The 26355-nt window shown below is 72.3% G+C and carries 24 protein-coding genes; 9 read left to right on the top strand and 15 right to left on the bottom strand.

What is annotated here, in order from left to right:
- Positions 1-12 precede the first annotated feature (12 nt).
- Together ACFWSK_RS00765 and ACFWSK_RS00760 are read right to left on the bottom strand one after the other, a co-directional pair.
- Positions 13-915, bottom strand: coding sequence for an NAD(P)-dependent oxidoreductase (locus ACFWSK_RS00765; RefSeq protein WP_383780041.1), 903 nt, complete (start codon positions 913-915; stop codon positions 13-15).
- Positions 916-970: 55 nt separating this feature from the next.
- Positions 971-1696, bottom strand: coding sequence for an adenosylcobinamide amidohydrolase (locus ACFWSK_RS00760; RefSeq protein ID WP_383780038.1), 726 nt, complete (start codon positions 1694-1696; stop codon positions 971-973).
- Positions 1697-2078: 382 nt separating this feature from the next.
- On the opposite strand from ACFWSK_RS00760, the gene ACFWSK_RS00755 reads away from it, so the two are divergent.
- Positions 2079-3083: a PRC and DUF2382 domain-containing protein gene (locus ACFWSK_RS00755; RefSeq protein ID WP_383780035.1), complete on the top strand. Its 1005-nt coding sequence runs from the start codon at positions 2079-2081 to the stop codon at positions 3081-3083.
- Positions 3084-3228: 145 nt separating this feature from the next.
- On the opposite strand, the gene ACFWSK_RS00750 is transcribed toward ACFWSK_RS00755, so the two are convergent.
- The 6 genes from ACFWSK_RS00750 to ACFWSK_RS00725 all read right to left on the bottom strand — a co-directional run bounded on the left by ACFWSK_RS00750 (position 3229) and on the right by ACFWSK_RS00725 (position 8142).
- Positions 3229-4182, bottom strand: coding sequence for a carbohydrate kinase (locus ACFWSK_RS00750; protein ID WP_383780032.1), 954 nt, complete (start codon positions 4180-4182; stop codon positions 3229-3231).
- On the bottom strand, positions 4148-4456 hold the full coding sequence (locus ACFWSK_RS00745; protein WP_383780029.1) for a GH32 C-terminal domain-containing protein: 309 nt from the start codon (positions 4454-4456) through the stop codon (positions 4148-4150). Before ACFWSK_RS00745 ends, ACFWSK_RS00750 begins: the two co-directional genes overlap by 35 nt.
- Before the next feature lie 303 nt (positions 4457-4759).
- The gene (locus ACFWSK_RS00740) at positions 4760-5023 is read right to left on the bottom strand and encodes a type B 50S ribosomal protein L31 (protein ID WP_383780027.1); all 264 of its coding nucleotides are present in this window, start codon (positions 5021-5023) and stop codon (positions 4760-4762) included.
- Positions 5024-5165: 142 nt separating this feature from the next.
- Complete coding sequence (locus tag ACFWSK_RS00735; protein WP_383780024.1) at positions 5166-6539, bottom strand: MFS transporter; 1374 nt, start codon at positions 6537-6539, stop codon at positions 5166-5168.
- The gene (locus ACFWSK_RS00730; protein ID WP_383780021.1) at positions 6536-7171 is read right to left on the bottom strand and encodes a helix-turn-helix domain-containing protein; all 636 of its coding nucleotides are present in this window, start codon (positions 7169-7171) and stop codon (positions 6536-6538) included. The genes ACFWSK_RS00735 and ACFWSK_RS00730 overlap by 4 nt, the downstream gene beginning before the upstream one ends.
- An 86-nt stretch (positions 7172-7257) precedes the next feature.
- Positions 7258-8142, bottom strand: coding sequence for an ABC transporter substrate-binding protein (locus tag ACFWSK_RS00725; RefSeq protein WP_383780018.1), 885 nt, complete (start codon positions 8140-8142; stop codon positions 7258-7260).
- A gap of 511 nt (positions 8143-8653) precedes the next feature.
- On the opposite strand from ACFWSK_RS00725, the gene ACFWSK_RS00720 reads away from it, so the two are divergent.
- Positions 8654-9520 (top strand): M12 family metallo-peptidase, encoded by an 867-nt coding sequence (locus ACFWSK_RS00720; RefSeq protein WP_383780016.1) that lies wholly within the window; start codon positions 8654-8656, stop codon positions 9518-9520.
- A gap of 61 nt (positions 9521-9581) precedes the next feature.
- On the opposite strand, the gene ACFWSK_RS00715 is transcribed toward ACFWSK_RS00720, so the two are convergent.
- Together ACFWSK_RS00715 and ACFWSK_RS00710 are read right to left on the bottom strand one after the other, a co-directional pair.
- On the bottom strand, positions 9582-9899 hold the full coding sequence (locus tag ACFWSK_RS00715; protein WP_383780013.1) for a cupin: 318 nt from the start codon (positions 9897-9899) through the stop codon (positions 9582-9584).
- 75 nt (positions 9900-9974) lie between these two features.
- Positions 9975-11171 carry a S8 family peptidase gene (locus ACFWSK_RS00710; RefSeq protein WP_383780011.1) on the bottom strand — a complete coding sequence of 399 codons (1197 nt, stop codon included), beginning with the start codon at positions 11169-11171 and terminating at the stop codon, positions 9975-9977.
- 462 nt (positions 11172-11633) lie between these two features.
- Here ACFWSK_RS00710 and ACFWSK_RS00705 point away from each other — a divergent pair, with 462 nt between their 5' ends.
- Positions 11634-12224 carry a YdeI family protein gene (locus ACFWSK_RS00705; protein ID WP_383780007.1) on the top strand — a complete coding sequence of 197 codons (591 nt, stop codon included), beginning with the start codon at positions 11634-11636 and terminating at the stop codon, positions 12222-12224.
- A 44-nt stretch (positions 12225-12268) separates the two neighbouring features.
- Here the strand turns inward: ACFWSK_RS00705 and ACFWSK_RS00700 are convergent, their stop codons facing one another.
- Together ACFWSK_RS00700 and ACFWSK_RS00695 are read right to left on the bottom strand one after the other, a co-directional pair.
- Complete coding sequence (locus ACFWSK_RS00700) at positions 12269-12685, bottom strand: acyl-CoA thioesterase (protein ID WP_383780774.1); 417 nt, start codon at positions 12683-12685, stop codon at positions 12269-12271.
- Positions 12682-14832, bottom strand: coding sequence for a GTP-binding protein (locus ACFWSK_RS00695; RefSeq protein ID WP_383780004.1), 2151 nt, complete (start codon positions 14830-14832; stop codon positions 12682-12684). Before ACFWSK_RS00695 ends, ACFWSK_RS00700 begins: the two co-directional genes overlap by 4 nt.
- A 340-nt stretch (positions 14833-15172) precedes the next feature.
- Between ACFWSK_RS00695 and ACFWSK_RS00690 the strand changes: the two genes are divergently transcribed.
- Entirely contained in the window at positions 15173-15580 is a 408-nt protein-coding gene (locus ACFWSK_RS00690; RefSeq protein ID WP_383780001.1) for a YciI family protein, read from the top strand.
- 8 nt (positions 15581-15588) lie between these two features.
- Positions 15589-16734: an RNA polymerase sigma factor gene (locus ACFWSK_RS00685; protein WP_383780771.1), complete on the top strand. Its 1146-nt coding sequence runs from the start codon at positions 15589-15591 to the stop codon at positions 16732-16734.
- A gap of 209 nt (positions 16735-16943) precedes the next feature.
- Here the strand turns inward: ACFWSK_RS00685 and ACFWSK_RS00680 are convergent, their stop codons facing one another.
- Positions 16944-17537 (bottom strand): GNAT family N-acetyltransferase, encoded by a 594-nt coding sequence (locus ACFWSK_RS00680; RefSeq protein ID WP_383779999.1) that lies wholly within the window; start codon positions 17535-17537, stop codon positions 16944-16946.
- A 106-nt stretch (positions 17538-17643) separates the two neighbouring features.
- On the opposite strand from ACFWSK_RS00680, the gene ACFWSK_RS00675 reads away from it, so the two are divergent.
- Genes ACFWSK_RS00675 through ACFWSK_RS00665 form a run of 3 tightly spaced genes read left to right on the top strand, consistent with a single transcriptional unit; the run spans position 17644 to position 21735 of the window.
- Positions 17644-20001 carry an FHA domain-containing protein gene (locus ACFWSK_RS00675; RefSeq protein ID WP_383779997.1) on the top strand — a complete coding sequence of 786 codons (2358 nt, stop codon included), beginning with the start codon at positions 17644-17646 and terminating at the stop codon, positions 19999-20001.
- 9 nt (positions 20002-20010) lie between these two features.
- Complete coding sequence (locus ACFWSK_RS00670) at positions 20011-20721, top strand: hypothetical protein (protein ID WP_383779994.1); 711 nt, start codon at positions 20011-20013, stop codon at positions 20719-20721.
- A gap of 6 nt (positions 20722-20727) precedes the next feature.
- Entirely contained in the window at positions 20728-21735 is a 1008-nt protein-coding gene (locus ACFWSK_RS00665; RefSeq protein WP_383779991.1) for a serine/threonine-protein kinase, read from the top strand.
- On the opposite strand, the gene ACFWSK_RS00660 is transcribed toward ACFWSK_RS00665, so the two are convergent.
- A complete protein-coding gene (locus ACFWSK_RS00660) occupies positions 21732-23009 on the bottom strand; it encodes a streptophobe family protein (RefSeq protein WP_383779988.1) in 1278 nt (425 codons plus the stop codon). The genes ACFWSK_RS00665 and ACFWSK_RS00660 overlap by 4 nt on opposite strands.
- Positions 23010-23155: 146 nt before the next feature.
- Here ACFWSK_RS00660 and ACFWSK_RS00655 point away from each other — a divergent pair, with 146 nt between their 5' ends.
- Entirely contained in the window at positions 23156-24427 is a 1272-nt protein-coding gene (locus ACFWSK_RS00655) for a DUF6777 domain-containing protein (RefSeq protein ID WP_383779986.1), read from the top strand.
- Between the two features lie 21 nt (positions 24428-24448).
- On the opposite strand, the gene ACFWSK_RS00650 is transcribed toward ACFWSK_RS00655, so the two are convergent.
- Positions 24449-26329 (bottom strand): rhamnogalacturonan lyase, encoded by a 1881-nt coding sequence (locus tag ACFWSK_RS00650; protein WP_383779984.1) that lies wholly within the window; start codon positions 26327-26329, stop codon positions 24449-24451.
- Positions 26330-26355 lie beyond the last annotated feature (26 nt).

The following is a 26355-nucleotide window of genomic DNA, read 5'->3' as shown; positions in this document are numbered from 1 at the left end:
GGTGCCCGGCCGCTATTGGGCCCGTCCCGCGTAGTACGTCGCGATCATGTCATCGGCGCCATGTCCGGCCGCTTCCGCGCGGGCGAAGCGCGCGGTGGACGCGGCGACCAGATCCAGCGTGACCCCCGCGGCCTCGGCTGCTTCGAGGATGAGGCGGGAGTCCTTCAGCGCCGTGGAGAGCGCGAAGCTCGGCGTGAGATCACCGGAGAGCACGGCGCCGGCCTTGCTCTGCAGATAGGGGGTGTCCAGCGGGCCGCCCTTCATGACGTCGAGGAACATCTGCGGGGCGACGCCGAGCCCGTCCGCCAGGTTGAGGCATTCGGCCACGCTGTTGACCAGGTTGATCACCCAGGTGTTGGCGACCAGCTTCAGTCGCGACGCCGCACCCGGGTCCTCGCCGACCCAGAGCGTGCGCTGCCCGATCGCGTCCAGGACGGGCAGCGCGATCGCGCGGGCGGCCGAGGGCCCGGAGACGAACACCGTGAGCATGCCGCGCTCGGCGGGCTCCTTGGTGCCGGACACCGGGGTGTCCAGATAGACGAGCCCGAGTCCGGCGGCCCGGTGCGCCAGGTCCGTGGTGATGTCGGGGCCGACGGTGGCGCTCTGCAGCCACACCTGGCCGGGGCGCAGACCGGGCGTCGCCGCGGTGAGCGTCTCGGCGACGGACCGGCCGTCGTTCAGCGCGGTGAGGATGACGTCGGCGCCGCGCACGGCTTCCGCGGCGGTGTCCGTGACGGTGGCTCCGCCGGCGGCGAGCGGCCGGGCCCTGTCCTGGGTGCGGTTCCAGGCGCGGACCTGGAGTCCGGCCCTGAGCAGGCTGCGCGCCATGCCGGAGCCCATGATCCCGGTACCGAGGACCGCGACGGTGGGCCGCCCGGGGACGGCGCCGGGCGAGGGTGCGGGAGCGGCTGTCATGCGGAGGTTCCTTCCGTCGGCCGCACCCTGGGGAAGCGCGGCGCGGCAGCAGGACTCAAGACTGCCGCAGCGCACTCTCCAGCACGGCGCTGTGCACCGCCCTGGCGAGTCGCGCGCCCCAGAGCGAGCGCGGTCCCGCGAAGGGTTCCCCGGGACGGCCGGCCGCGGGCTCCGGTGCGGCGACGCAGACGGCGTCGGTGGGGGTTCCCGAGCAGTCCAGGCCGGCGTCCAGGAGTGCCTGGACCTTCGCCTCGGTGGCCGTCGCGACGGCGTTGACCAGGGCGGCGTCGGAGAGCGCGACGGGCAGGGTCACGACGATGTTGACCGTGCCGGGCAGCGGCGGGCCTTCTACGCCCTCGGCGGGGGCGGCGGCCCATCCCCGTACGCCGAGTCCCGCGGTGACGGTCGCGGTCACGTCCGTGTCGGCCGCCGTGGTGCGGGCGGTGACGTCGGCGGCCGTCATCAGGCCGGCGCCGGGGCCGGTGAGGCCCTCGGCGGCGGCGATCCCGGCGAGATGGTGTTCCGGGTCCATGCGCGGATAGCCGCTGGGCACCTGGGCGTTGAGGATCCAGGCGCGCGGGCCGATGCCGCCGCCGAGCACGGCGCTGCTGCACACCCGCCAGCCGGGGCCGAGCCGCCAGACCAGGTGGTGGAGGTGGTGGCCGTCCTCCTGCCGGGTCAGCAGCTCGCCGCGCTGTTCCGGCAGGAGTACGCGTACGGAATGGATGGTGCACCCCCGGGAGGCACGGCGGGACGAGGTCGTCGATGGCCCGACGATCATAGGTGCGCCCCGCCGCCCGCCGGGGTCCCTGGTAGGGCGGGTGGCCGGAACCGGGTCAGAGGTCGTGGCGGGCCTTTCGGCTCCCTGCCGTTCGGCCGGGCCCCGTCCGGCCGGTTCCACGGCGGGCGGCCTCCGGGCGTCCGGGCGGTCCCCCGGGGGCGCCCCCCCCGGGCCACCCCCGCCGTCACCCGATTGGCCTAACGCGGAAACGGCCCCCGAAGCGGCCGGGCGCGGGGCTGAGCCCACGTGCCGAGCCCCTGGCGCCTTACCCCCGGCGGCCGGGAAGTTGCAGCGTCCATCCGGGTGAGGCGCGATGGAAGTCGGACGCGCCTTCCCTGCTGGACCCACCCACAGGACGCGCCCGGGCGAGGAGGAATCGGCCATGGGAGCCGCAGACGGTTTCACGGATTCCGCAGAGCTTGACGGTCTGAACGTCTACGACAGCGAGGGCGAGAAGGTCGGAAGCGTGGGGCGGGTGTACGTCGACGACGTCACGGGCAAGCCCGACTGGATCACGGTCAAGACCGGCATGTTCGGTATGAAGGAGAGCTTCGTACCGCTCGCCGGCGCTCGCCGTGTCGCCTCCGACCTGCACATCTCTCATCCGAAGGAAAAGGTCAAGGACGCCCCGCGGGTCGACGCGGACGCGCACCTGTCCGTGTCGGAGGAAGAGGAGCTCTACCGGCACTACGGCCTCACGAAGAGGTCGACCACCAAGCCCGCCGGAACGGCGGGCACGGGTACCGGCACAGGCCCCGGTGCACCGACCGCGGCCGGCACGGGCACGATGGGCGCTGCGGGAGCGGCCGGCGCCGCCGGCACCCCCCGTCCGGGCACCGGTAAGGCGACGACCGCCGGTACGGCCGGCATGGCGGGAACCGGTACCGGCGCGGGCAGGCACCGCGACACGTCGGCGACGACAGGACGTCCACTAGTAGGCGCCGGAACCGAGCGGTCCGCGGCCGATCGCGGCCACAAGGACGAAATGATCCGCTCGGAGGAGCAGCTGCACGTCGGGACGGAGGAGTACGAGAGCGGGAAGGCGCGTCTGCACAAGTACGTGGTGACCGAGAACGTCACCCGCACCGTGCCCGTCTCCCATGAAGAGGTCCGTGTCGTACGCGAGCCTCTCCTGCCGAACGAGAAGTCGGCCGGCCGTTCCGACATCGGCGAACAGGACGTCGAGGTCACCCTTCACGCGGAACGGGCGACCGTCCGCAAGGAGGCCGTCCCGGTCGAACGCGTCCGCCTCGAAACCAACAAGGTCACCGAGCAGAAGGAAGTCTCCGCCGAGGTCCGTAAGGAGAAGATCGACTACGCGGAGGGGAAGGACATGGGCAGCGGCAAGGACACGGGCGGCGAGTTCGGCCAGGGACGCCGCCGCTGACCCCCTGTACGCGACGGACCGACGTACACCGCAGGACAGGGGGCGGACCCGTGCCGTACGGGCCCGCCCCTTCCTCGCGTCCCGGGTCGCAACCCGGGACCCGGCGCTGCCCCGCGCGCGGCGAGCGCGACGACGACGGGCGCCGTCAGACGACGGGACGTCCTCCTCGGAACCGGTCGAGTGCCGCCTTCAGTTCCGCCTCGTCCGGCGGGTTGGCCCCGGCCCGTGCCACGGTCACGGCGGCCGAGGCCGCCGCGTGGCGCAGCACCTCGGTCACCGTGTCCGCGTCGACGGCGCGCAGCCGCTCGCGGCCGTCCGCGCCGAGCAGCCCGCGCGAGGCGAGGGCGTGCAGCGTGCCCGACATGAACGCGTCGCCCGCGCCTACGGTGTCTACGACCCGGGTGGGCAGCGCGCCGATGGTGACCCGTCCACCGGGAAGCACGGCGAACGCTCCGTCGGCTCCCCGGGTGACCAGGACCAGGGCGGGTCCGGTGGCCTGCCAGCGGGCGGCGATCTGCTCCGGCTCCTCCCCCGGATACAGCCACGCCAGGTCCTCGTCGCTCGCCTTGACGACATCGCTGAGCGCGACACAGCGTTCGACGCGGCGTACGGCCGTGGCGTGGTCCCCCATCAGTTCCGGGCGCACGTTGGGGTCGTAGCTGACGGTCGACGCCGTCCGTGACGACTCGACGGCGTCCAGTACGGTGGCCGCGCCCGGCTCCATCACCGCGGCGATCGACCCGGTGTGGACGTGCTGGTGCGTCGGCCCCGAGCCGGCCGCTGCCAGGGTCCAGGTGATCTCGAAGGTGTACGTGGCCCGGCCGCCGTCGTCCAGGGTCACGGCGGCGGACGGGGTGGGCGCGGTGGAGTGGTCGGTGCACACCCGCACCCCGCCGGCTGTGAGATGGTCCCTGATCAGCCGCCCGTCGCCGTCGGGGCCCAGTTGCGTGAGCAGGGTGGCCTCGCCCCCGAGCCGGGCGAGCCCGTACGCGACGTTGGCCGGGCTGCCGCCGGGGTGGACCTGGTCGGCCGCACCGGGGAGCCGGACGATGTCGGCGACGCATTCACCGATGACCAGTACGTCGAGTCTGTCGAGCATGGGGTGGGTCTCCCTGGAGTGCGGTGACGGAGGTGTCCTGGTAGGCGGTGCGGCCTCCGAACACATTGAGCCCGATCCTGCCGCGTACGAAGCGGGTGTCCGTCGTGTCGATGAGCGGCCGGTCGTCGACGAACACCCCGATCCGGTTGCCGGGTGCCCTGATCCGCAGGGGCAGACTCGTTCCGGCAGGCAGGAGCAGGGGCACTGGGAAGAGGTGGCTGCTGATGGTGACGCGTCCGTCTCCGCCGAACACCTCGACGGAGGAGGAGTCCATGAGCAGGCGTATGCGCAGACGTCGAATGCGATGCAGGCGCGGGCGGTGCGAGATCGCGGCCGGTTGCCAGGCCAAAGAGGCGTACCCGGCCGGGGTTGGGGTCAAGGCTCGCGGCTGACCGGACACGGGTGAGGAATCCCGTCGGACTGATTCGCGGTCAGACCGACGAGCGTTCGATCAGCGGGCGGTCGACCGTCACTTACGAGCGGTTGGCCGGCTGTATCAAGGGAAGTGACAGCCAGAATCTCCCGGCGCTCGGGACGAGGGCCGGGAGACTCGGGTGCGCAGGGTGGCGGAGCGGGTTCAGGAGGCGTCCTGGCCGCCCTCCTCCCCGTACCGTCGCTCGAATTTGGCGACCTGCCCCTCGGTGTCGACGACCCGGGCCTTGCCGGTGAAGAAGGGGTGGCTCTCGGCGGAGATCTCCACGTCGATCACGGGATAGCTGTTGCCGTCGTCCCAGTCGATGGTCTGCTCGCTCGACGCGGTGGACCTGGTCAGGAAGGCGTAACCGGCCGACCGGTCGCGGAAGACCACGGGGCGGTACGAGGGGTGCTTGTCCTGCTGCATGCCTGCTCCTGGGAACGTACGGTTTCGGCTCCGGCCAGCCTCGCGAACAGGAGCGGACCGCGCGATCGCACGCGTCCGTACGGGGGGTGCGGGGGGGTGCGGGGGGATGCGGGGGATGCGGGGCGCCCGGTCCCTCTGGTGGTCAGAGCGGGTCCAGGGCGGCGGCCTCCACCGCCGGGCGGCTCTCCCGCGGCTCATCGGCGGGCGCCGGGCGGCGGGTCCACAGCAGGGCCCCGGCCAGCAGTGCGGCGGCGCCGAGCAGCCACGGCAGCGGGCCGGCTGGCAGCGCGCCGACGGCCAGCCCGGCCGCGGCGCCCACCAGTTGCAGGGAGAGCGACTGCACGGAGAGGGCCGTGGCCCGGCCCGAGGCCCCGACCCGCCGGTGCAGCAACTCGTTCTCACTGGGCCCCGCCGCTCCGAGCCCCAGGTACACCAGCCCGTATCCGACGACGGCCAGGGCCACGGGGACCACGCCGGACGAGGTCACGGTGGCGCCGAGCAGCAGAAGACCGGTCGCGCCCGCCGCGAGCCCCGCCAGGACGGCGCGCTCGCCGCTGCCGGCGAGCCGGGCGACGAGCGGCGCGAGATGACTGCCCAGCGCGGAGCAGACGAACCCGGCCGAGGCGAGTCCGGCGAAGAGCACGGCACCGGACTCGGCGGCGCCGGTCAGTTCGGCGGCCCGTCCGGGGGTGAGCAGTTCGATCGCGGCCAGCGCGGTGCCCGCCGCACCCGCGCTCAGCAGGATTCTGCGGATCAGTGCGTCGCGGGTGCCGAGCCGCAGTCCGTCCGCGACCGTGACCGGGACGCCGCGCAGCACACCGCGCAGGGTGGCCGGCGCTCTCGGCGGTTCGGGCAGGGCCACCAGGACGTAGAGCACGAACACGATCTCGACGACCGCGCCCAGGAGCACCGGAACGGAGAGCGGCAGGACGAGGCCGGAGGTGGACGTGCGCAGTCCGTCGGCGAGGCCGGGGACGAGCCCGAGCAGCCAGGGCAGAGCGCCACCGAGGAGCGTCCCCGCGGCGAGCGCGGCCGAGGAGGCGGCGCTCGCGCGGGCCAGGCCCGTACGGAGGGCGGCGTCGGGCCCGGAGTTCGCCTGAACCGTGTCGACGTACCAGGATTCGGCCGGTCCGCTGGACAGGGCGCGGGCGGCGCCCATCAGGACCATGCCGACGGTGAGCACCCAGGCGGCCGTGCCGATGCCGAGGAGGGTGAGGGCCGCCAGGTTGAGGAGCCCGGCGCTGGCCAGCACGGTGCGGCGGCCGATGACGTCGGAGAGGCCGCCGGTGGGGAGTTCGAGAGCGGCGGCGGTGAGGGAGTGGGCGGCCAGGAATCCCGCCACGGCGGCGAGGGTCATGCCCCGCTCGGTGAAGAGCAGCACCAGCGGGGCGATGGTCAGGCCGAGGGGCAGCCAGAAGAGGAACGACACGGTCACGAAGCGGCGCCGCGCGGTCCGTTCGTCGGGTATCGGCGCCGTACGAGGTCTCCGGGAAGGCCCGGAGCTCTTGGCGGTCACGAGGCGCCTTCCGGGTGCGTGTCCCGCGCCCCGGCAACAGCGGCGGGACCACCGTCGGCCAGGGGAAGCCCCGCGGTGACCAGGACGACCTGTTCGGCCCTCGGGTCGGACGCGTCGCGCGCCGTCAGTTCGGCGAGCTTGGTGTCGAGGGCGGTCCACAGCTCACGGAGGGACTCCGGTGTCAGCCGGGGCAGCAGGTCGCTCACGTTCGACGGTTCCTGCCACTCCGTCCCCAGCCGTCCGGCCTCCATGTCCGCCTCGTGCTGGGCGAGCGCGCTCTGCAGGTGCTCGATCTGCCGGCGGCGCAGCGTCCCGAGCGCGGCCCGGCTGCCGGGCGTGGCGTGCATGGCCTCGTTGCTCCACGAGGTGAGGGTGTGCACGGACTTCCAGCGGCGCTCCCGGCTGTCGCGGTGCTCCGCCTCGACCACGAAGGCGTACTTGGCCAGCACCCGCAGGTGGTAGCTGGTGGAGGCGGAGGTCTCCCCCGTCCGGGCCGCCAGCTCGCTCGCGGTGGCCGGGCCGTGCTGCCGCAGCAGCCCGAGCAGCCGGATGCGCAGGGGGTGGGTGAGGGCCTTCAGTGCCGCCGCGTCCCGTTCGGGATCGAGTACGCGGTGCTGCTCGTCGCTGTCCATGGCGGCAGCCTAGAGCGAGCCACCCTCTTTCCCAAAGTATTTTTGCAAAATTTGTTCGGGAGATCTGGAGGCCCTCCGCGCCCGTCTCAGCGCCCGCCCCCCACCGCCTCCAGGGCGTCCGCCACGAGAGTCAGGAAGCGGGCGTGGGCCCGTGGGCTGCAAGGCGGCTCGGGGTTCCACGGCACGACGCGCGCCGTCCCCCACAGCGCCGGTCCGCCCGGTGCCGCCGCGAAGGCGTCGAACGGGGTGGCGTGTGCCCTGACGTCCGCGAGGACGAGATGGGGCCGCAGCTCCGCCGCGTGCGCCCGGCCGACGGTGGACCAACTGGCGCCGGGCCCCTCGGCGGGCTCCACCAGGTTCACCCCCAGTTCGGCAAGCACCCGCAGCTCGGGCCACATCCCGGGGCGGGCGAGGTGGACCTCGTCCCGGCCGGCCGGCGAGAGTGCGAGCACCCGGGGCCGGTCCTGCACGGCGGCGACCGCCCGCAGCCGCTCTCCTGCCGCAGCCGACTCCCTGTCGTCGGCCGGGGCCGGCTCACCTCCGAGTGAGCGGGCCAGGTCGGCGAACCGGTCACCGATCGCGGCGAAGCCGCGTGCCCGGCCCACGTCGATCACGACGACCGGGACCCGCTCCTCCAGATGCTTGGCGGTCTCGGGAGCGAGCCCGTAGACCTGTCCGCCGCCGTAGGAAACGGCGACGACCAGGTCCGGCGCGCCACGCAGCAGGGTCTCGATGTCCAGGGCGCCCCCCGCACCGACGTAGTCGACCGAGTCCAGAGGCAGGGCGCCCGCCTTCGCCCGGTCGGGTGCGGGACCGTCGTGGCCGGAGCCGAAGATCCCCTCGGGCCTCACCCCGTAGTCCCACAGGGTGGCTCCGGCCTGGAGGTACGCGAGTATCCGGACCGGACGCCGCGCGGCTGTAGACACCTGCCCCCGGTCGTCGGAAAATCGCCATGCGCTCTGTTCCGTCACATCATCCGCCCCTCCGCACCGGCTCCCCGGCCCTCGCCGGGCTCGCACCTCTGTACCTGCCCAGCCGGTTGCCGCCACACCCCCGGATCGGCGGCCCGTACGGAGCGGGGCCCAACGAGCTCACTCCGCAGGGGGTGGACGCGGCAGCGATTTCGGCCACGCGGGTTAACTCCTGTGACACAGAGGCCAGTTGAGGCGTCGCTGCCAGTGGGGGAAGACGTCGGCGACGGCCGGGAACGGGTCCGGGTCGACGGCCGGCGGGCCGTGCCGGACCGTCTGCGCATCCAGTGGTCGCCACAGGGGCCAACTCGGTGGTGACGGCGGCCGGTTGGCGGCAAGCGGCCAGGATGAGGGATACCTCGCCCCCCGGTCGGCGGTCGGGGTGAATTTCACTCGTTCCACACCCTCGCGCCAGCACACCCTCCTCACCACCTGTTAGACATGCACTACCCATGGTGATCAACTCGCATCGCCACCGCCCTCTCCCGCTGCGCCGAGAAGGAATCCCCACATGCGCTCGACCGCCCTCCGGATCGCGTTGGCCGCGACCGTCGGAGCCTCGCTCTGCGCCGTATCCCCCCAGAGCCCCCCGGTGAGCCGTGGCTTCGCGGGCCCCGCCCCCGCTCTCGGCCCCGCCCTCGCCCGCTGTCCCGTCGTCGAGGTGATGGTGGTCTACACGCCCAAGGCCGCCACCGAGGTCGGCGGGCGCCATCGCGTCTACGCCTCCGCGCAGCAGATCGCCATCCGGATGAACCGCTCGCTCAAGCGGAGCGGGGTGTGCGGGTCCATCCGGATCACCCACGCCTACACGGCGACCCAGTACGAGGGTTCGGAGGACTTCGCCTCTGCGCACCAACGGCTCAAGGACAGGGACGATCCGACGCTGGGCGGGCCCGCACACCAGCTGCGGGAACGGTTCGCCGCCGATCTCGTCGCCCTCATGGTGAACCGGCGGGAAAAGGGCGGTGGCATCGCGGACTACACGTCCACGCTCAGCGAGACCTCCAGCGAAATGGCGTATTCGGTCGCTGATGTCGAGGGAATCGCACTGGACTCGGTCAGCCACGAGATCGGGCACAACCTGGGCCTCGCCCATGACCGCACGACGATAGCGACCGATCCGGCCGGCGGGATGAGGGCGAGCGAGGACCGGCCGTACAACACGGGCTGGATCACCCCGGACCGCAAGTACCACACGATCATGGCGTACGGGTCCTCGTGCGGCGACTGCACGGGTGTCGGGCAGTTCTCCAACCCGGACAGGAAGTGGCGCGGGCAGCCCCTGGGCGACGCGCACAACGACAGTGCCCGCGCGCTGAGCGAGACCATGCCCGTGGTCGCCCGCTACCGCGCCTCCCCCGGCCCGTTCGGCCGCTGAGGGACGTGCTCACAGTCAGGATCACGCCGGCCTGACGGCGGCACTCCGACGCGGAGCGGGATCAGTCGTTCACCGCGGTCAGCAGCACGACCGCGTCCTCCAGGGCGAGCAGCCCGTGCCGCTCCTGGGGGATCGGGTGCAGAGACCCTGCGGCGAGTTCCACGTCGCCGGAGGGTGCGGTGAGGCGCACGGCGCCGCGCAGCACCTGGAGGGATGCGGCGGGCGGAGCATTGTGTTCGTCGAGGGCCGACCCGCCCGTGAGGGCGATGACCGTCTGCCGGAGGGTGTCCTCGCGCAGCAGGAGGTGGGCGCTGCGGCCGTGCGGGGAGGTACGGGCCAGGGCCAGGTGCTCGACGGCGAGGGCGTTCAGATCGTCCATATTTCCACTCTGCCACGAGGCCGGGCCGCGCGTTCGGCTGCGCGGCCCGGCCGGTGCGTCCCGGGCCGGGACCGGTCAGAGCCCGGCGGTGTAGAGGAGCCGGTCGGGCGATCCCGGGCTCAGGCCGGAGAGCGCACCCGCCGTGGCCTCGTCGCCGAGCCGGTCGGCGATCTCCCGCGGTGACGCGTCTGGGCTCTTCTCCATGTGGAGGACGGCGACGCCCGCGACGTGCGGGGCGGCCATGGAGGTGCCGTCGAGCGGCTGGTGACCGCCGCCGGGCCGGGCGGAGACGATGGCCGCGCCCGGGGCGTGAAGCTCGACGCACTCGCCCCAGTTACTGAAGTCCGTCTGCCGGTCAGAGGCGTCCGATGCCGCCACGGTGACCACACGGTCCGCACCGGCCGGGGAGACGTCGCAGGCGTCCTCGTTGTCGTTGCCGGCTGCGACGACCGGGAGGATGCCGCGGTCCCACAGCGCGCCGACCGCCTCGTCGACCGCGGCCGACGAGGGGCCGCCCAGCGAGGCGTTGACCACGGCGGGCTGCTGGGCGTTCCTGGCGACCCAGTCCAGCCCGGCGAGGATCCCTGCCCACGTCCCCCTGCCTTGGCAGTCCAGCACCCGCACCGTGGTGAGCGAGGCGGAGCCGGCCACGCCGACCGTCGTACCGCCGACGGTGCCGGCCACGTGGGTGCCGTGCCCGCTGCAGTCCTGGCCCTGCCGTCCGTCGCCGACGGCGTCGTACCCGAAGGTCACCCGCCCGCCGAACTCACTGTGCCCGGCGTCGATCCCGGTGTCGACGATGTAGGCCGTCACGCCCTTGCCCGTACCGGCCGGGCTGTACGCCCGGTCGAGCGGCAGCCCGCGCTGATCGATCCGGTCCTGGCCCCAACTGCCTGGCACAGCACGCGAGATGACGGACGGTGCCCCAGCGGACGGCGGACCGCTCGTGCCGGTGGTGACCTCACCGTTCTCCTCGACGGACTCGACGCCGGGGATGGCGCGTACCGTGGAGAGCTGAGCCGGACTCAGGGCTGCCGCGAAGCCGTTGAGGATGCTCCGGTAGGTGAACAGCGGGCGGACGCCGAACTCCTCCTCCATGGCGTCCGGTGCCAGTCCGGGAGCGAGCGTGACGATGTACTGACCGACGACGGCACGGTCCGACTGCCGTACGGGTACGGCAGTCGGACCGGTGTCGGCGGTGGCGGGGGTGGAGCCGGTCAGGGGAATGACCAGCAGCAGAGCGGCTGGTGCCCAGCGGGCTCGCAGGCGCATGAGTTCTCCTTGGGGTGGGAGTGGGGGGGTGGACGGCGACCGCCTCTGTGTGTTCGCCTTCCGCCCCGCCCCGGCCCAGGCGTGGGCCGGGACGGGGCGGGTCAGGGCACGGCAGAGGGACATCCAGGGGCGCGCCCGCTCCGGGACCGGGAACAGACCTCCCACGCATCCCCCGTCACCCTGCGGAACATGTCACCCACACTCCGCAATCAGCCGATCAGAGGGTGGTCACCGCCGGATCGACGGCCCGCAGGACCACCTCACGGTCACGGGCGGCGTGGGGGCCTCAATGTTCGACGAACGCTTCGGGCTCGCCCCGAGGAAACCGGCGGAAACCGGTCCCGATGCAGGGCTGCCGGGCGCACGGCAGCAGCCCGGGCGCGCCCATCAGGACAGAAACAGTCCTGATGGGCGCCTACCGTGTCGCATGACGGCGACATCCAGGCTCTCCCGGAGGCGGCCATGCAGACAGAAGCGGCGGAGACGACGGCCCCGGAGACGCTGTTCTTCGCGCGGGCCGCAGATCTGGAGTCCTGGCTCGACGGCCACCACGGAACCCGGACCGCGCTGTGGATCAAGATCGCGAAGAAGGCGTCGGGCGTCGCATCGGTGACCGCGGCCGAGGTGATCGAGAACGCGATCTGCTACGGCTGGATCGACGGACAGCGCAAGTCGTACGACGGGACGTACTACCTCCAGAAGATCACGCCCCGCCGGCCCCGGAGCACCTGGTCCCTGGTCAACGTCCGCAAGGTCGAGGCCCTGACGGCGGACGGACGGATGCGCGAGCCGGGCCTCGCCGAGGTACGGGCGGCCCGGGCGGACGGGCGGTGGGCCGCGGCGTACCCCTCGCAGAGCGAGGCCGTCGTGCCCGCCGACCTCGAAGCGGCGCTGGCCGGCAGCGCGGAGGCCGCCCGCCACTTCGAGCAGCTCGGCAAGTCGGCCCGGTACCTGGTGATCCTGCGTCTTGCGACGGCGCGGACACCGGCCGTCCGGTCCGCCAGGCTCCGGAGGATGACGGAGCGCCTGGCGGCGGGCGAGCCGATTCGCTGACCGGGCGGACGGCCAACGGGCCGCCGCTTCAGGCGCCGAGCAGTTCAGGCGCCAAGCAGTTCCGGGTTCTCGGCCAGCGACGCGAGGTGGCCCGCCGGGTCCGCGATCAGCCTGCGAGCGGTCAGATCGAGCATGCCTCCCACACCGGTGACCTCCGCGGCGACCGTGCCGTCCTCCTTGATGATCTGCTGCGCGATCCGGAAGGACTTCCCGGCCCCGTAGATGAACGCGCAGGTCACCCGCACCTTGTCGCCGCCGCGCAGCTCACTGGCGTACTTCACCGTCACTTCCAGTGCCACCGGGCCGACGCCGCTGGCCAGCAGCTTCTCCTGCGGCAGACCCGCGGCCCGCAGCAGCTCCCACCGCGCGTGCTCCGCGTACTGGAGGTAGACGGCCTGGTTCAGGTGCCCCTGGGTGTCGAGTTCGTAGCCACGCACTGTCACGTCAACAAAGAAGGTCATGAACGCGGCAACGCGCACGGACACTCCGTCATTCCAGAACGCCGCGCCGGGGAAGACCGGGACCGCCGGCCCCTGTCTGAAGTAGCGGACAGCGCAGGTGGATCGGGGGCGTGCCCGGCCGGGCCCGCCCCCCCCCCGCACGCCCCAGCCGCCCCCCCGCGCGATGTGCGCAGCAGGTACTCCTTTCGGTGCAGCGGATCGTTGTCCGTACGCGGCCGCTCCGGGGCGGGGCCGACGACCGGGCGGTACTGCGCGAACGCGGACTCCAGCACGCCCTCGCCGCGTGTCAGCCCGGGCAGCAGTTGCTGGAGTTCGTGCACCCGGGCGGCGGGGATCTCCCCCTCCAGGACGCAGGTCGTCCCGCTCATGTCGGGTGTGCCAGGCACGGCACGCAGCCTGGCGAGCACGGGCATCAGGGTGCCGAAGGTGTCGGAGGGGAGCTCGATACGGAAGTGGTGCAGCGGCTCGTACACCGTGGTGCCCGCACGTCGTAGTGCGCTCATCAGCACGAGCGGTGTCAGATTGCGGAAATCACCTGCGGTGCTCGACATCGTCTTGTCGAATACCGCGTGGGAATGGCTCTGCCGCGGCCAGTAACCGGAGTGCGTCATGGTGACGGTGCAGTCCGTGACCCGCCAGCCGTGAATTCCCTGATCCAGTGTGGTCAGTACGGTTTCCTCCACGGCCCGCATGAAGGAGTACGGCATGGAACCGAGCTCCACCTCTCGCCGGAACTCCACTCCGCTGCCGGTCGGTGCGGGGTCCACACGGAGGCCGACGGTGGCCAGGAAGGGGTTGGGGTCCTTGTCGATGATCTCGAACGCCGCGCCGGAACCGACGGGCCGTTCCAGACAGATGGTCGTGGTCTCGCGGAAGGTGACGTCGACACCGAAGTCGTCCGCCAGGGTGGCCTGGATGACCTCCTTCTGCACTTCGCCGTAGAGCGATACGGACACTTCCTGCCGGACGTCGTCCTGCCGCAGCCCGATCAGCGGGTCCTGTTCGGCGAGCCTGCCGAGCGCGAGGAGCAGCGCGCCCCGGTCCGTGTCGCGACCGGGCACGACGACGGTCTCCAGGGTCGGCGGAGCGAAGTGGTGACGCACCGGCTTCGCGGCCGCTTCGCCGATCGTGTCACCGATGCGGATGTCGCCGAGCCCATGGAGCGTGCCGATGCGGCCGGCACCGACCGAGGTGCTGCGGACCTCGGCGCCACCGTCGAAGACTCCGATCGCGGAGACCTTGCCCACGCTCTCCCGGCCGTCCGCGCCACGGAACGTGAGCACGTCCCGCGTGCGCACCGTTCCGGAGACCATGCGGACGTATGCGGCCTTCTCCCCCGCCGGGCCTCGGTCGATCTTGAACACGGTGCCCGACGCGGGGGCCTGTGCGTCCCCTTGGGCCGTGGGCAGCAGTTCGGTGATGCCCGCGATCAGTTCGGCGACGCCCGCGCCGGTGGCGGCGGAGCCGAAGAACACCGGGTGGACGAGCGCCTGTCCGGTCTGGGCGGCCAGTGCGTCGCGGAGCCTGCGGTACGAGACGGTCTCCGGGGCGTTGACGTACGCGGCGAGCAGGGCGTCGTCGCGGCTCGTCAGCAGGTCGACGAGATCGGTGGTGAACGCGGTGTCATCGGCCGCGAAGGGCGCGCTGCGGGCGTCGCGGGTCCCCAGACCCTCGGCGCCGCCCATGGCGACGATGCCGGGGGCCAGCCGCTCCGCGATGCTCCCCAGGAGGGTTCCGTACCGCGCCCCTGCGCGGTCGATCTTGTTGACGAAGACCAGGGTGGGGATGCGCAGCCGACGCAGGGTCCGCATGAGGACGCGGCTCTGTGCCTGGACGCCTTCCACGGCGGAGATGACGAGGACCGCACCGTCGAGCACGCCGAGGACGCGTTCCACCTCGGCGATGAAGTCGGGGTGCCCCGGTGTGTCGATCAGGTTGACCGCGATGTCATCGACCACGAAGGAGACGACGGCGGACTTGATCGTGATGCCGCGCTGCCGTTCCAGCGCCAGCGAATCGGTCTGCGTACTTCCGTCGTCGACGCTGCCGATCTCGTCGATGACTCCGGCGGCGTGCAGAAGCCGCTCGGTCAGGCTCGTCTTACCGGCGTCGACGTGCGCCAGAATTCCCAGATTCAAAGTATGCACGGAGCTTCAGGTCCTTGGGAGAGGGGTCAATTCCTGTCTGGGCGGACTCAGAAGCTCGGCGCACAATCATCTCCGGGTAGATACGTGTGATGCCGGGATTACAGCAGCGGGCCGGTGCGGCGGGCAACCGGATTTACGGCACTTCGTGGACCGGCCCGTTTCCCCCGGCCCCCTCCCGCCCCCGCGCCACGCCGTAAACCGGACACCGCGAGACGGCTGGACCGGGCTCGTCCACACGAGCCGGAAAAGATCGGGCGGGGATGTCGAGAACCCGTGTCCGGCTCCGTCCCAGCAGTGAAGGCGGCCAGGATGGGCCGCACCAGCACCGAGGAGAACCATCATGGCCAAGTACCTGCTGCTCAAGCACTACCGCGGCGCCCCGGCCGCGGTCAACGACGTACCCATGGACCGGTGGACGCCGCAGGAGATCTCGGCCCACGTGCAGTACATGCAGGACTTCGCGGCCCGGCTCGAAGGGACCGGCGAGTTCGTCGACGGTCAGGCGCTCGCCCCCGAGGGAACGTTCGTCCGCTACGACGGCGAGGGCCGCCCGCCGGTCACCGACGGGCCGTTCGCCGAGACCAAGGACCTCATCGCCGGCTGGATGGTGATCGACGTCGACAGTTACGAGCGCGCCGTCGAGCTGGCCGGGGAACTCTCGGCCGCGCCCGGGGCGGGCGGAAAGCCGATCCACGAGTGGCTCGAGGTGCGCCCGTTCCTGGCCGCGCCGCCCACCATCACGGAGTGAGCTCTCACGTGGACGAGGTCCTGCTCCGGAGCCTCACGCCGAGCGTGCTCGGCATCCTCGTCCGCCGCGGAGCCGACTTCGCGGCGGCCGAGGACGCTGTGCAGGACGCGCTGGTCGAGGCGGTCCGTGTCTGGCCGGCCGGCCGGCCACGGGACCCGAAGGGCTGGCTGGTCACCGTGGCCTGGCGCCGGTTCCTCGACGCGACCCGCTCGGACGCCGCCCGTCGGCGGCGCGAGGACGTGGTCGACGAGGAGCCGGCGCCCGGGCCCGCGCCCGCGGTGGACGACACGCTCCAGCTCTACTTCCTGTGCGCCCACCCGTCGCTGACGCCGTCGTCGGCGGTCGCGCTCACGCTGCGCGCCGTCGGCGGGCTGACCACCCGCCAGATCGCCCGGGCCTACCTGGTGCCCGAGGCGACCATGGCCCAGCGCATCAGCCGGGCGAAGCGCACCGTCTCCGGGGTGCGTTTCGACCACCCCGGCGATGTCGCCACCGCGCTGCGCGTCCTCTACCTGGTCTTCAACGAGGGCTACTCCGGCGACGTCGACCTCGCCGCCGAGGCGATCCGGCTCACCCGGCAGCTCGCGGCCGCGATCGACCATCCCGAGGTGGCGGGGCTGCTCGCCCTGATGCTGCTCCACCACGCCCGGCGCGCCACCCGGACCGCTCCGGACGGCAGTCTGGTGCCGCTGGCCGCGCAGGACCGCGGCCGGTGGGACACCGAGTCGATCGCCGAGGGCGTGCGGATCCTGCAGGCCGCCCTCGCCCGCGACCGGCTGGGCGAGTTCCAGGCCCAGGCCGCCATCGCGGCGCTCCACGCCGACGCGCCCACTGCCGAGGAGACCGACTGGGTGCAGATCGTGGAGTGGTACGACGAGCTCACGCGCCTGACCGACAGCCCGGTCGTCCGGCTCAATCGCGCGGTGGCCGTCGGCGAGGCCGACGGCCCGCGCGCCGGCCTGGCGGCGCTCGCCGCGCTGGACGGCTCACTGCCCCGCCACACCGCGGTGGCGGCGTACCTCCACGAGCGCGACGGCGACCTCGCGACGGCGGCACGGATGTACGCCGAGGCGGCCCGGAAGGCACCCGACCTCGCCGAGCGCGACCACCTGACGCGCCAGGCCGCCCGGCTCAACGCCCGCCGGACGGGCTGACGGGCCGCGCCGGGAAGCACCGGGCGCGGCCCGTGGAGGTGCTGCGGGTGGCGAGCGATGCTGAGTAGTACTCATGGCCGCACCCCGGCACTTGCGGTGACGGCCGGAGTGCTGGCGGTCACGGCCGCGACGGGTGGTGCGACCGGCTACTGGTTCGCCGGCGGCGCCGGGTGAAGTCCCGGCGGGCGCGCGGTGCCCGCCGCGGCAGATCAGAGCCGGGCGCCGAGGCGCTTCTTGGCCTCGGGCCATTCGTCGGCGAGCAGCGAGAAGTAGACGGTGTCGCGCCAGGTGCCGTCGTGGCGCATCCGGTGGCGGCGCAGCACCCCTTCGCGCTGTGCGCCGAGGCGGGCGATGGCCTCCTGCGAACGGTGGTTCAGGTGATCGGTCTTCAACTGCACGCGCCCCATGCCCAGTTCCTCGAAGGCGTACGTCATGAGCAGAAGCTTCGTCTCGGAGTTGACCGCGGAACGCCAGAACGCGCGGCCGTACCAGGTCCAGCCGATCTCCAGCCGTTCGTCGGACGCGCTGATGTCCAGGAACGAGGTCCAGCCGACCGCCCGGCCGCTCGCGCGGTGAATGACGGCGTACGGAACGTACGTACCCCGCTCCGCCTCGCCGAGCAGAGCACGCATCGTCCCGCGGAGCTCGTCCCGCGACTGCGGTGTCGGGTCACCCAGCCAGCGCCATACCTCGTCGTCGCGGCCACCGGCCGCGAAGAGGTCGTCGGCGTGATCCATCGTCAACGGCACGAGGGTCACATGCCGACCGGTCAGCGTTACGGGCGCGGGTATCTGAGCAGGCATGACGTCACCCTAGCCCACTTCGAACTAGCACTGACGTGATTACGCACTAGTGCAATGACCGCTCGATCGCGCGCGCAACCGGGGTGTCCTGGCTAGACTTTCGAGCATGGGACAGCGGCCTGTGGCGGCGACTGCGCCCGAGCTCGTCCTGGAGACCGATCAAGGTTCGACAGTGATGAGGCCGGGCCGGGATTACCACGTCGGTCGCGACCCGTTGAGCGACATCGTCATCGACGACATCCGGGTCTCCTGGCACCACGCGGTGCTGCGGCCCGAGGCGGACCACTGGCTGCTGGAGGACGAGCACAGCACCAACGGCACGTACACCGAGGGCCATCGCATCCATGAGGCGGACGTCGGGGCCGGCAGCGTGATCCGCTTCGGCAGCGCCTCCGACGGGCCGCGTGCCCTGCTCGTGGGTTCCGAGCCGCCGGAAGCCGTGGCCCGGACACCGGAACGGCCGTCGGCCGTCTCGATGCCCGGAGCGACAGGCACCTTCCGGCAGCCGACCACGGTGCGCCCCCTTCCCGCGCGCACCATACGCATCGGCCGTGGGACCGACAACGACCTGGTCGTCGAGGACCTGGTCGTCTCGCGCCGGCACGCCGAGCTGCGCGCCCTCGCGGACGGTACGTACGAGATCGTCGACCTCGGAAGCCACAACGGGACCTTCCTCAACGGGACGGCGGTCGACCGCGCACCCGTCGCGGCCGGCGACATCGTGGGTATCGGTCACTCGGCTTTCTGCCTGGTCGGCGACGAACTCCAGGAGTTCGTGGACACCGGCGAGGTCTCGCTCGACGTGCAGGACCTGGCCGTCACGGTGGACCGCGGCCGCAAGACGCTCCTGGACGAGGTGGCGTTCCCCGTCGGTGAGAAGTGCCTGCTCGCGGTCGTCGGACCGAGCGGCGCCGGAAAGTCCACGCTCCTCAACGCGCTGACGGGTCTGCGCCCCGCCGACCGGGGCCGGGTCCTGTACGACGGCCGTGACCTCTACCGCGACTTCGCCGAGCTGCGCCAGCGCATCGGTCTCGTCCCGCAGGACGACATCCTGCACGCGCAGCTGACCGTACGCCGCGCCCTCGGATACGCCGCCGAGCTCCGTTTCCCGCAGGACACCGCCGCGGCGGAACGGCAGGCCCGGGTGTCCGAGGTGATGGGTGAACTGGGCCTGGAACAACGCGCCGACCAGCCGATCCACAGCCTGTCGGGAGGCCAGCGCAAGCGGGTGAGCGTGGCCCTGGAGCTGCTTACGAAGCCGTCGCTGCTCTTCCTCGACGAACCGACGTCGGGCCTCGACCCCGGCATGGACCGCTCCGTCATGCATATGCTGCGCGGCCTCGCCGACGACGGACGTACGGTCATCGTGGTCACCCACAGCGTGCTGAGCCTGGACGTCTGCGACCGGCTCCTCGTCCTCGCGCCGGGCGGGCGCATCGCCTACTACGGCCCGCCGGACGACGCACTGGCGTTCTTCGGCTTCGATCAGTGGCCGGAGGCGTTCGAAGCCTTCGAGAACGACCGGGACCGCGACTGGGCGGGCCAGTACCAGGCGTCCCCCTTCCACCAGCGGTACATCCTGAACTCCACGGCCCAGCCGCGACTGCCGGACATCCCGGCCGCGGCCACCGTCGCCCCGCCGCCGAAGACGAGGAACTGGGGGGCCCAACTGCGCACCCTGGTACGCCGGTACGCGGCCGCCCTGAGCGCCGACCGGACCTTCCTCGTCATCATGATCGCCCTCCCGTTCGTGATGGGAGCGATGGCCCGCGCCCTGGCGGGCAGCGAACTGAACCGGGAAACGGCGATGAACGCCCTTCTCATCCTCTGCGTCGGCGGCGTGCTGACAGGCGCCGCCAACGCGGTGCGGGAACTGGTGAAGGAACGGGTGATCTATCAACGGGAGCGCGCGGTAGGGCTCTCCAGATCCGCGTACCTGATGTCCAAGGTCGTGGTGCTCGGCGCCATCACGGTCCTGCAGGCGGTCGTGCTGACCCTCGTGGGTCTGGTCGGCGTCGATCTCAACGCACCGGGCGGCAAAGGTGTGCTGCTGCCCCCGCTGGTCGAGATCACCGTGGCGGTCGCCCTGCTCTCCTTCACCGCGATGATGCTCGGCCTCCTGGTGTCCGCGATCGTGCGCAAGGAGGAGGTCACCATGCCGTTGCTGGTCCTCCTCGCCATCGTCCAGGTCGTGTTCTGCGGAGCCCTGCTCAAACTCGACGGAGTGATCGGGGTCGAACAGCTGGCGTGGCTGGTGCCGTCCCGGTGGGCGCTGGGCGCGATGGCGGGCACCATCGACCTCGCCGCGATCGTTCCCGGCAAACTGACGTCCGATCCCCTGTTCGCGCACTCCGCCGGGGTGTGGCTGCTCAACATGGGGATGCTGGTGGTGCTCTCGCTCGTCTTCGGATACGTGGTCGCGAAGCTGCTGCGTCGCCATGAACCCGCCATCATGCGGAAGTAGGGGCGGCCCATGGCGACTCCGGAGTTCCGCCCGACCCATGTCGTCCACCCGGACGGAATGCCCGCCTGGGAGGCCCCCGACGTGTCCCGGCCGACCACGCCGCTCGATCCCCTGCTGCCCGTGCAGCTTCTCGACCGGCGGGGTGACTGGGGGTTCGTCGCGTGCGCCAACGGCTGGTCCGCGTGGATCGACGGCAGGCTGCTGGTCCCCGTACCGCAGGCCCCGCCGGCCGCTCACCAGCCGCTCGCCCGCACGGCGGACCCGGGGCCCCTGCTGGCCAGGGTCGACGAGGCGCTCCACCAGTACCGGCGGGCCGCGCAGGAGCTGGCGGACGGGCACCTCGACGGCGAGGGCTTCCGGCTCCGCACCCAGGGCCTGCGGGTGGGTGCGATCGTCGACGGCGAGGCGGTGTGGCTGTACGACGCGGAGCACGAGCGGTGGGTGTACTGCGACGGAAAGCAGCTCAGTACGTACGTGGCGTCGGCGGGGCCCGGACCGGGCAGGGCGGCCACCGGGGCGGGTCAGGCACGGGACGCGGGGCCCGAACCGACCCGGGTGGTCCAGGACACCGGACCGGAACCGACCCGGGTGGTCCAGGACACCGGACCGGAACCGACCCGGGTGGTCCAGGACACCGGGCCCGAACCGACCCGCGTCGTCCAGGACCCGGGTCCGGCCACGGGGCCTTCCGCGGGACCGCCGACCCGGTCGGCCCGGTGACCCGCGATGGCTCCTCCCCCGCCCCCCTCGCACGAGGCCGGTCTGCCCTCAGGAAGGGCGCACGACCTGCTGGGGAAGCAGATCGCGGGCTACCGGGTGGAGAGCGAGATCGGCCGCGGCGGCATGGCCGTCGTCTACCGTGCCAGGGATCTGCGGCTGGACCGTACGGTCGCCCTGAAGCTGCTCGCACCGGAACTGGCGCGCAACGACACCTTCCGTCAGCGCTTCACTCACGAGTCACGCGTGGCCGCCGCGATCGACCATCCGCACATCGTGCCCGTCTTCGAGGCGGGCGAGACGGACGGGGTTCTCTACATCGCGATGCGCTTCGTCGCCGGACAGGATCTGCGGGTCCTCATCGACCGCCGGGGCCCCCTGCCGCTCACCACCGCGATCCGCATCACCGCACAGGTGGCGTCCGCACTCGACGCCGCCCACGACCACGATCTGGTGCACCGCGACGTCAAGCCGGGCAACATCCTCGTCGCGGCGGGCACGGACAGCGACCATCCGGAACACGTGTACCTCACCGACTTCGGACTGACGAAGAAGTCGCTCTCGCTGACCGGGTTCACCACGGTGGGCCAGTTCGTCGGCACCCTCGACTATGTGGCCCCTGAACAGATTTCGGGGCGCCCGGTGGACGGCCGGTGCGACGTCTACAGCCTCGCCTGCGTCGTCCACGAGACTCTGACCGGTGCCCCGCCCTTCCGGCGGGACGACGACATGGCCCTGCTCTGGGCCCACCAGTACGACCCTCCGCCGCCGCTGAGCGGGGAGCGCCCCGGTCTTCCGGCCGAGGTCGACGGCGTACTGGCGAAGGCCCTCGCCAAGAGCCCCGAGGACCGTTACGACTCCTGTCTGCAGTTCGTCGCGGCTCTGCGCGCCGCGGCTGCCGGTGTCGGCCCCGACACCCACCCGCCGACCCGGATCGAGGGCAGCTCCACCCCCCGGCCCGGCCCTGTCGAACCTCCTCCGCCGCCGCCCCGCTGGGCCCTGCCGGCCTTCCCCTAGTCCGGGGAGTCACGGCCCCCGCGGCGGAGCTTCGAGGAGAGGAGACCGCCGAGGAGGCCGGTGACCGCGCCCCAGAGGAGGGCGATGCCGAGCGCCGCCCAGAGGCGCGGGCGCAAGAACACCTCGCCCCCGAGCCCGCCGCCCAGGTCACCCAGGCCCAGGAGCGAGAGGCCCAGGTGTGCGGAGACCCGGGCGACCAGACAGACGAAGAGCACCGTCAGGGTGAGCGCCACCGCCATGTGCGCGGCGTGCTGCCAGGCGCGCGTGCGGGCCGGTGAGCGGACCGCCATGAGGAGGGCCGCCGCCAGGACCCCGACCGCGGCGACCACGACCAGCCACCACGCGCGGCCGTCCTGTTCGGCGAGCGTGCGGACGTTGAGCGTCGAGATGTCCGGCGTACGGAGCACCGAGTCGAGCACCTGGGGCATCGGCAGTCCGAACGGGCCGTCCACCTTTCCCTCCCAGGAGGCTCCGAGTCCCAGGGTGAACGCGAGCCACACCAGGTTCGGCAATCCCAGGAGGATCACCGCGAACGTCTCGGCGGGGTGTCCCCGCGTCACCACGACGACGAGTCCGACGACCACGCCGAGCGCGACGTATCCGAGCAGCAGCACGACCATGGCGTGGGCCGCGGGCCGCACCGGCTCCTGGAAGCGCAATAGCCGGGCGGGCAGCGGGGCGCCGCGCGACACCAGCAGGGCGAGCACCAGGACGCCCGCCAGCCACAGCAGTCCGAAGACCAGCGTGAGCGGGATCTCGGTCCTGAATCCGACGGTGGGCGCGGCATCGAGTACGTCGTCGAGGAGGCCGCCCGTGGGGTCCTCGACCGGGAGGGCGAAGGTCTGCCTGGCCAGGAGCGAGAGCGCGAGGAGTGCCAGGAGCCAGAGCACCGCGACCCTGGCGGCCCAGCCGCCCAGCTCGCGGGTACCGGCGACGGCCCGGTGCCGCAGCGGCCGGAGGAATCCTGCGGCGACACCGAGGGCGCCGGCCAGCGTCACGGACAGCGGCAGCACCGAGAGGTCCGCGTTCGTCTCGGCGAGTGCCCCGGCATCGCCGGACACCGCGACGGAGCCGCCCGCCGCCATCACGACGACCGCCGCGCAGACGCGGGGGAAGGCACCCCCGGGGAGTTGACCGGCGCCGGCGGCCCAGAGGCCGAGTGCCGCGACGACGATCATGGCGATCATCCCGGCGAGCACCGCCACGAGGGCGTCGGCCCAGCCGTGCGAGGGACGGGTCGCACCGTTTCTGTCATTGCTTCGCGGGCTGCTCACGCTGCCACGCTATGCAGCGCCCGAGCGCTCCGCCCTCTGGTGTGGGCCGACCGCGTCCGCTTGCGGGCAGCCGGGGTACGAGGCACACAATGAGGTCTATACGCACATTATTCGGACTGGTTCCCGGCCCTGGGGAAGAAGAGCCCGTGAGTGAGCAACCGCCGTCGTCCGGCCGCCCGACAGGACCCCCCTCCGGCCCGTTGTCGGGCCCCTCGCAGTCAGGTCAGACGCCGCCGCCCGACACACCGGCCGGCCCGCCGCCGGGCCCGCCCAGCGGCGGCGAACTGGGAGCGCCCGGCTCGACGGGCGGCTCCGGCGGTGGGGGCGATTCCGGAGATGGCGGCTCGGGCGGCGGGAGCTCCGGTGGTGGCGGGCCCAGCGGCGGACAGGCGCCCGGCGGCGGTTCCGGTCCCGGGCGGGCCTGGTGGCGGTCGGCTCCCCGTGTTGCGGTGATCGCCCTGGCCCTGGTCGCGGCCGTTGTGGTCACCGCCGTGCTGACCCGCCCCGACGGGGGCACGAAGGCGGGCGGAGAGGTGTTCCTCCAGGCCGCCGGCTCCTCGGGCCAGGACCCGTTCACCGAGTCCACCGCCAAACAGCCGGAGGCGTCCGCGACACCGACCGCCGTGCCGAGCTCCACCTCCACGACCAACGCCACCCGTGTGGTGAAGGGGTCGGCCCCAGGGCTGTACGGCGGCACCCGCAAGACGGCGAGCTGCGACGTGGAGAAGCAGATCACCGCGCTCTGGGACGCACCGGACAAGAACCGGGCGTTCGCCTCGGTCCTGAACATCGAGCCTTCCGGGGTCCCCGGGTACCTGCGCTCGCTGACGCCGGTCCAGCTGCGGGTGGACACCCGGGTCACCAACCACGGTTACAAGGACGGTTCCGCCACCACGTACCAGGCGGTGCTGCAAGCGGGAACCGCCGTCCTCGTCGACGACCGCGGGGTGCCCCGGGTGCGGTGCGCCTGCGGCAATCCGCTGCTGCCGCCGGTCGCCCAGCAGGGCGCCCCGCAGCTGAAGGGGGCGGCCTGGCCCGGCTACCGGTCGGCGGACGTCGTCGTGGTGAGCCCGTCCACCACGGTGGTGAACGTGTTCGTCGTCTTCGATCCCGGGTCCGGGGACTGGTTCGCCCGCGAGCCCGGCGACACCGGGAAGGCCGACAAGAAGACCGACCCGCCGACCCCCACCACGTCACCGTCCCCGTCCCGCTCCGACTCTCCTTCCGAGCCGCAGCCGGACGCGCCGTCCTCGGATGCGCCGTCCTCCGACGACCCGCCGCCCGCCCCCTCCACGGAACCGCCGACGACGGACGCGCCTCCGTCCGAGGAGCCGCCTCCGTCCGAGGAGCCGCCGCCCTCGTCCGCACCGCAGTCCGCGCCGCCGCCGGGCGACTCGCCCGCCTCACCGGTGGCGTGAGGGGGCGAGCCGCGCCTCCCGCTACGGCGTGGTGATGACCGGGCGCGGCGCGGTCGCCATCCCGCTGCCGATGGCGAAGCTCGGGTGCGGGGGCTGGTTGTAAGCGGTGTTCTGCCAGGCCAGCGCCGTGCGGTACATGGTGTCGTGGAGCAGTGTGGTGATCCTGGTACCCGTCTCGTACGGCGTGGAGTAGATCCGCAGCGCGGTGTTCGCGGTGGTCGCCCAGACGACCTCCTCGCGCCAGTCTCCGAAGAGGTCGCCGGAGAGTGCCGGTGTGGCCTTGGTGCCGTTCGCGGAGTGCACCGAGGCCCCGGTCAGCAGCCGGGTGTCCGCCGAGGTGCCGTACTTGTCGATGCGGGTGCCGTCGAGGAGTTCCCTGGTGGTGTCGCCGTCCCACCAGGACAGGAAGTTGGTGCTGGACGGCTTGCGGCTCGTCACGACGGACCCCTGCGGGTTGCGCACTCCCGACACCGCGGACGACCAGGACTCGGCGCCGGGGCTGCCCGCCCAGATGTCCCCGGAGACACCCCGGCCGTTGTCGCCGCTCGCCGGGGTGGACCAGAGGATCTGCCCGTTCCTGGCGTCCGCCATCCACGAGGTCGGCTTCGAACTGTCCTCGTCGACCTTGAACTCCTCCAGACCCGGCCGGGACGGATCGAGGTCACCGACGTGCATGGCGTCGCCGTGCCCGTTCTTCGTGGTCCACAGCCCGCTTCCGTTGTCATCGACGGCCATGGCGCCGTACACGATCTCGTCCTTGCCGTCGGCGTCGACATCGGCGACCGACAGCTGGTGGTTGCCCTGGCCGTCGTACCCCTTGCCCGCGTTGGTCGAACTGTTCGTGTCGAAGGTCCAGCGCCGCGTGAAGGCGCCGCCCCGCCAGTCCCAGGCGGCGACGACGCTGCGCGTGTAGTAGCCGCGCGCCATGATCAGGGACGGCCTGGCACCGTCCAGGTAGGCCGTGCCCGCCAGGAAGCGGTCCACGCGGTTGCCGTACGAGTCCCCCCACGAGGACACCGTGCCGCGGGCCGGGACGTAGTCGACGGTGCCCATCGCGGCACCCGTGCGGCCGTTGAACATGGTCAGGTACTCGGGTCCGGTGAGGATGTACCCGGACGCGTTGCGGTGGTCGGCGCTCGCGCTGCCGATCACCTTGCCCGTTCCGTCGACGGTGCCGTCGGCCGTCTTCATGGCGACCTCGGCCTGGCCGTCGCCGTCGTAGTCGTACACCTGGAACTGCGCGTAGTGGGCCCCGGAGCGGATGTTGCGTCCGAGGTCGATACGGAACAGCCGGGTGCCGTCGAGGCGTATCCCGTCGATGAACGTGTTGCCCGTGTAGCCGGACTGGGAGTTGTCCTTGGCGTTGGTGGGCTGCCACTTCAGCACGAAGTCGAGGGCGCCGTCGCCGTCGAGGTCGCCGACCGACGCGTCGTTGGCCTCGTAGGTGTAGGCGACGCCGTCGGGTGTGGTCCCGCCCGCGGGCGGGGTGATCGGGACGTCCTTGTAGCCCGCGCGGAACTGGATCGCGTGCACGGAGTCGCCCTGCTCGGCGCCGTTGACGACGGCCCGCACCGTGTAGTCGGCGGTGGCGGGGGCGCCGGTGTGGAAGTAGTTCGTCGAGCCCGTGACGGGGGACGCGTTGACCTTGGTGCCCGCCCGGTAGACGTTGAAGGAGACGTTGTCCGGGTCCGTGCCGAGCCAGCGCCAGCTGACGAGGTTGCCGCTGTCGGTGTGCACGCTGACGACGCCGCGGTCCAGCTCCTCGGCCTGGCGGGCGGTGGCGGCCTGGGAGGTCTGCCCGGCGGCGACCAGCCCGGCCGCTGCGAGCAGCCCTGCCGTGAGCGCGCCGAGCAGAGCGCGGGTGCGGGTGGCGCGACGCCGGTGGAGCGGTCGGTGAGGCATGGGTTCCACGGTGGGGGCCTTCCGAG

This window comes from Streptomyces sp. NPDC058620 (genome assembly GCF_042717135.1).
GTDB lineage: Bacteria > Actinomycetota > Actinomycetes > Streptomycetales > Streptomycetaceae > Streptomyces.
The sequence above is the reverse complement of the archived record's forward strand: the minus strand, read 5'-3'. Positions and strand labels throughout refer to the sequence as shown.

Coding starts and splice junctions, on each gene's coding strand:
- ACFWSK_RS00675 (WP_383779997.1), top strand. CDS start 17,644: ATGGGACAGCGGCCTGTGGCGGCGACTGCGCCCGAGCTCGTCCTGGAG.
- ACFWSK_RS00750 (WP_383780032.1), bottom strand. CDS start 4,182: ATGCTCGACAGACTCGACGTACTGGTCATCGGTGAATGCGTCGCCGAC.
- ACFWSK_RS00700 (WP_383780774.1), bottom strand. CDS start 12,685: ATGACCTTCTTTGTTGACGTGACAGTGCGTGGCTACGAACTCGACACC.
- ACFWSK_RS00765 (WP_383780041.1), bottom strand. CDS start 915: ATGACAGCCGCTCCCGCACCCTCGCCCGGCGCCGTCCCCGGGCGGCCC.
- ACFWSK_RS00710 (WP_383780011.1), bottom strand. CDS start 11,171: ATGCGCCTGCGAGCCCGCTGGGCACCAGCCGCTCTGCTGCTGGTCATT.
- ACFWSK_RS00705 (WP_383780007.1), top strand. CDS start 11,634: ATGCAGACAGAAGCGGCGGAGACGACGGCCCCGGAGACGCTGTTCTTC.
- ACFWSK_RS00730 (WP_383780021.1), bottom strand. CDS start 7,171: ATGGACAGCGACGAGCAGCACCGCGTACTCGATCCCGAACGGGACGCG.
- ACFWSK_RS00670 (WP_383779994.1), top strand. CDS start 20,011: ATGGCGACTCCGGAGTTCCGCCCGACCCATGTCGTCCACCCGGACGGA.
- ACFWSK_RS00650 (WP_383779984.1), bottom strand. CDS start 26,329: ATGCCTCACCGACCGCTCCACCGGCGTCGCGCCACCCGCACCCGCGCT.
- ACFWSK_RS00745 (WP_383780029.1), bottom strand. CDS start 4,456: ATGGACTCCTCCTCCGTCGAGGTGTTCGGCGGAGACGGACGCGTCACC.
- ACFWSK_RS00665 (WP_383779991.1), top strand. CDS start 20,728: ATGGCTCCTCCCCCGCCCCCCTCGCACGAGGCCGGTCTGCCCTCAGGA.
- ACFWSK_RS00720 (WP_383780016.1), top strand. CDS start 8,654: ATGCGCTCGACCGCCCTCCGGATCGCGTTGGCCGCGACCGTCGGAGCC.
- ACFWSK_RS00740 (WP_383780027.1), bottom strand. CDS start 5,023: ATGCAGCAGGACAAGCACCCCTCGTACCGCCCCGTGGTCTTCCGCGAC.
- ACFWSK_RS00680 (WP_383779999.1), bottom strand. CDS start 17,537: ATGCCTGCTCAGATACCCGCGCCCGTAACGCTGACCGGTCGGCATGTG.
- ACFWSK_RS00760 (WP_383780038.1), bottom strand. CDS start 1,696: ATGATCGTCGGGCCATCGACGACCTCGTCCCGCCGTGCCTCCCGGGGG.
- ACFWSK_RS00690 (WP_383780001.1), top strand. CDS start 15,173: ATGGCCAAGTACCTGCTGCTCAAGCACTACCGCGGCGCCCCGGCCGCG.
- ACFWSK_RS00715 (WP_383780013.1), bottom strand. CDS start 9,899: ATGGACGATCTGAACGCCCTCGCCGTCGAGCACCTGGCCCTGGCCCGT.
- ACFWSK_RS00755 (WP_383780035.1), top strand. CDS start 2,079: ATGGGAGCCGCAGACGGTTTCACGGATTCCGCAGAGCTTGACGGTCTG.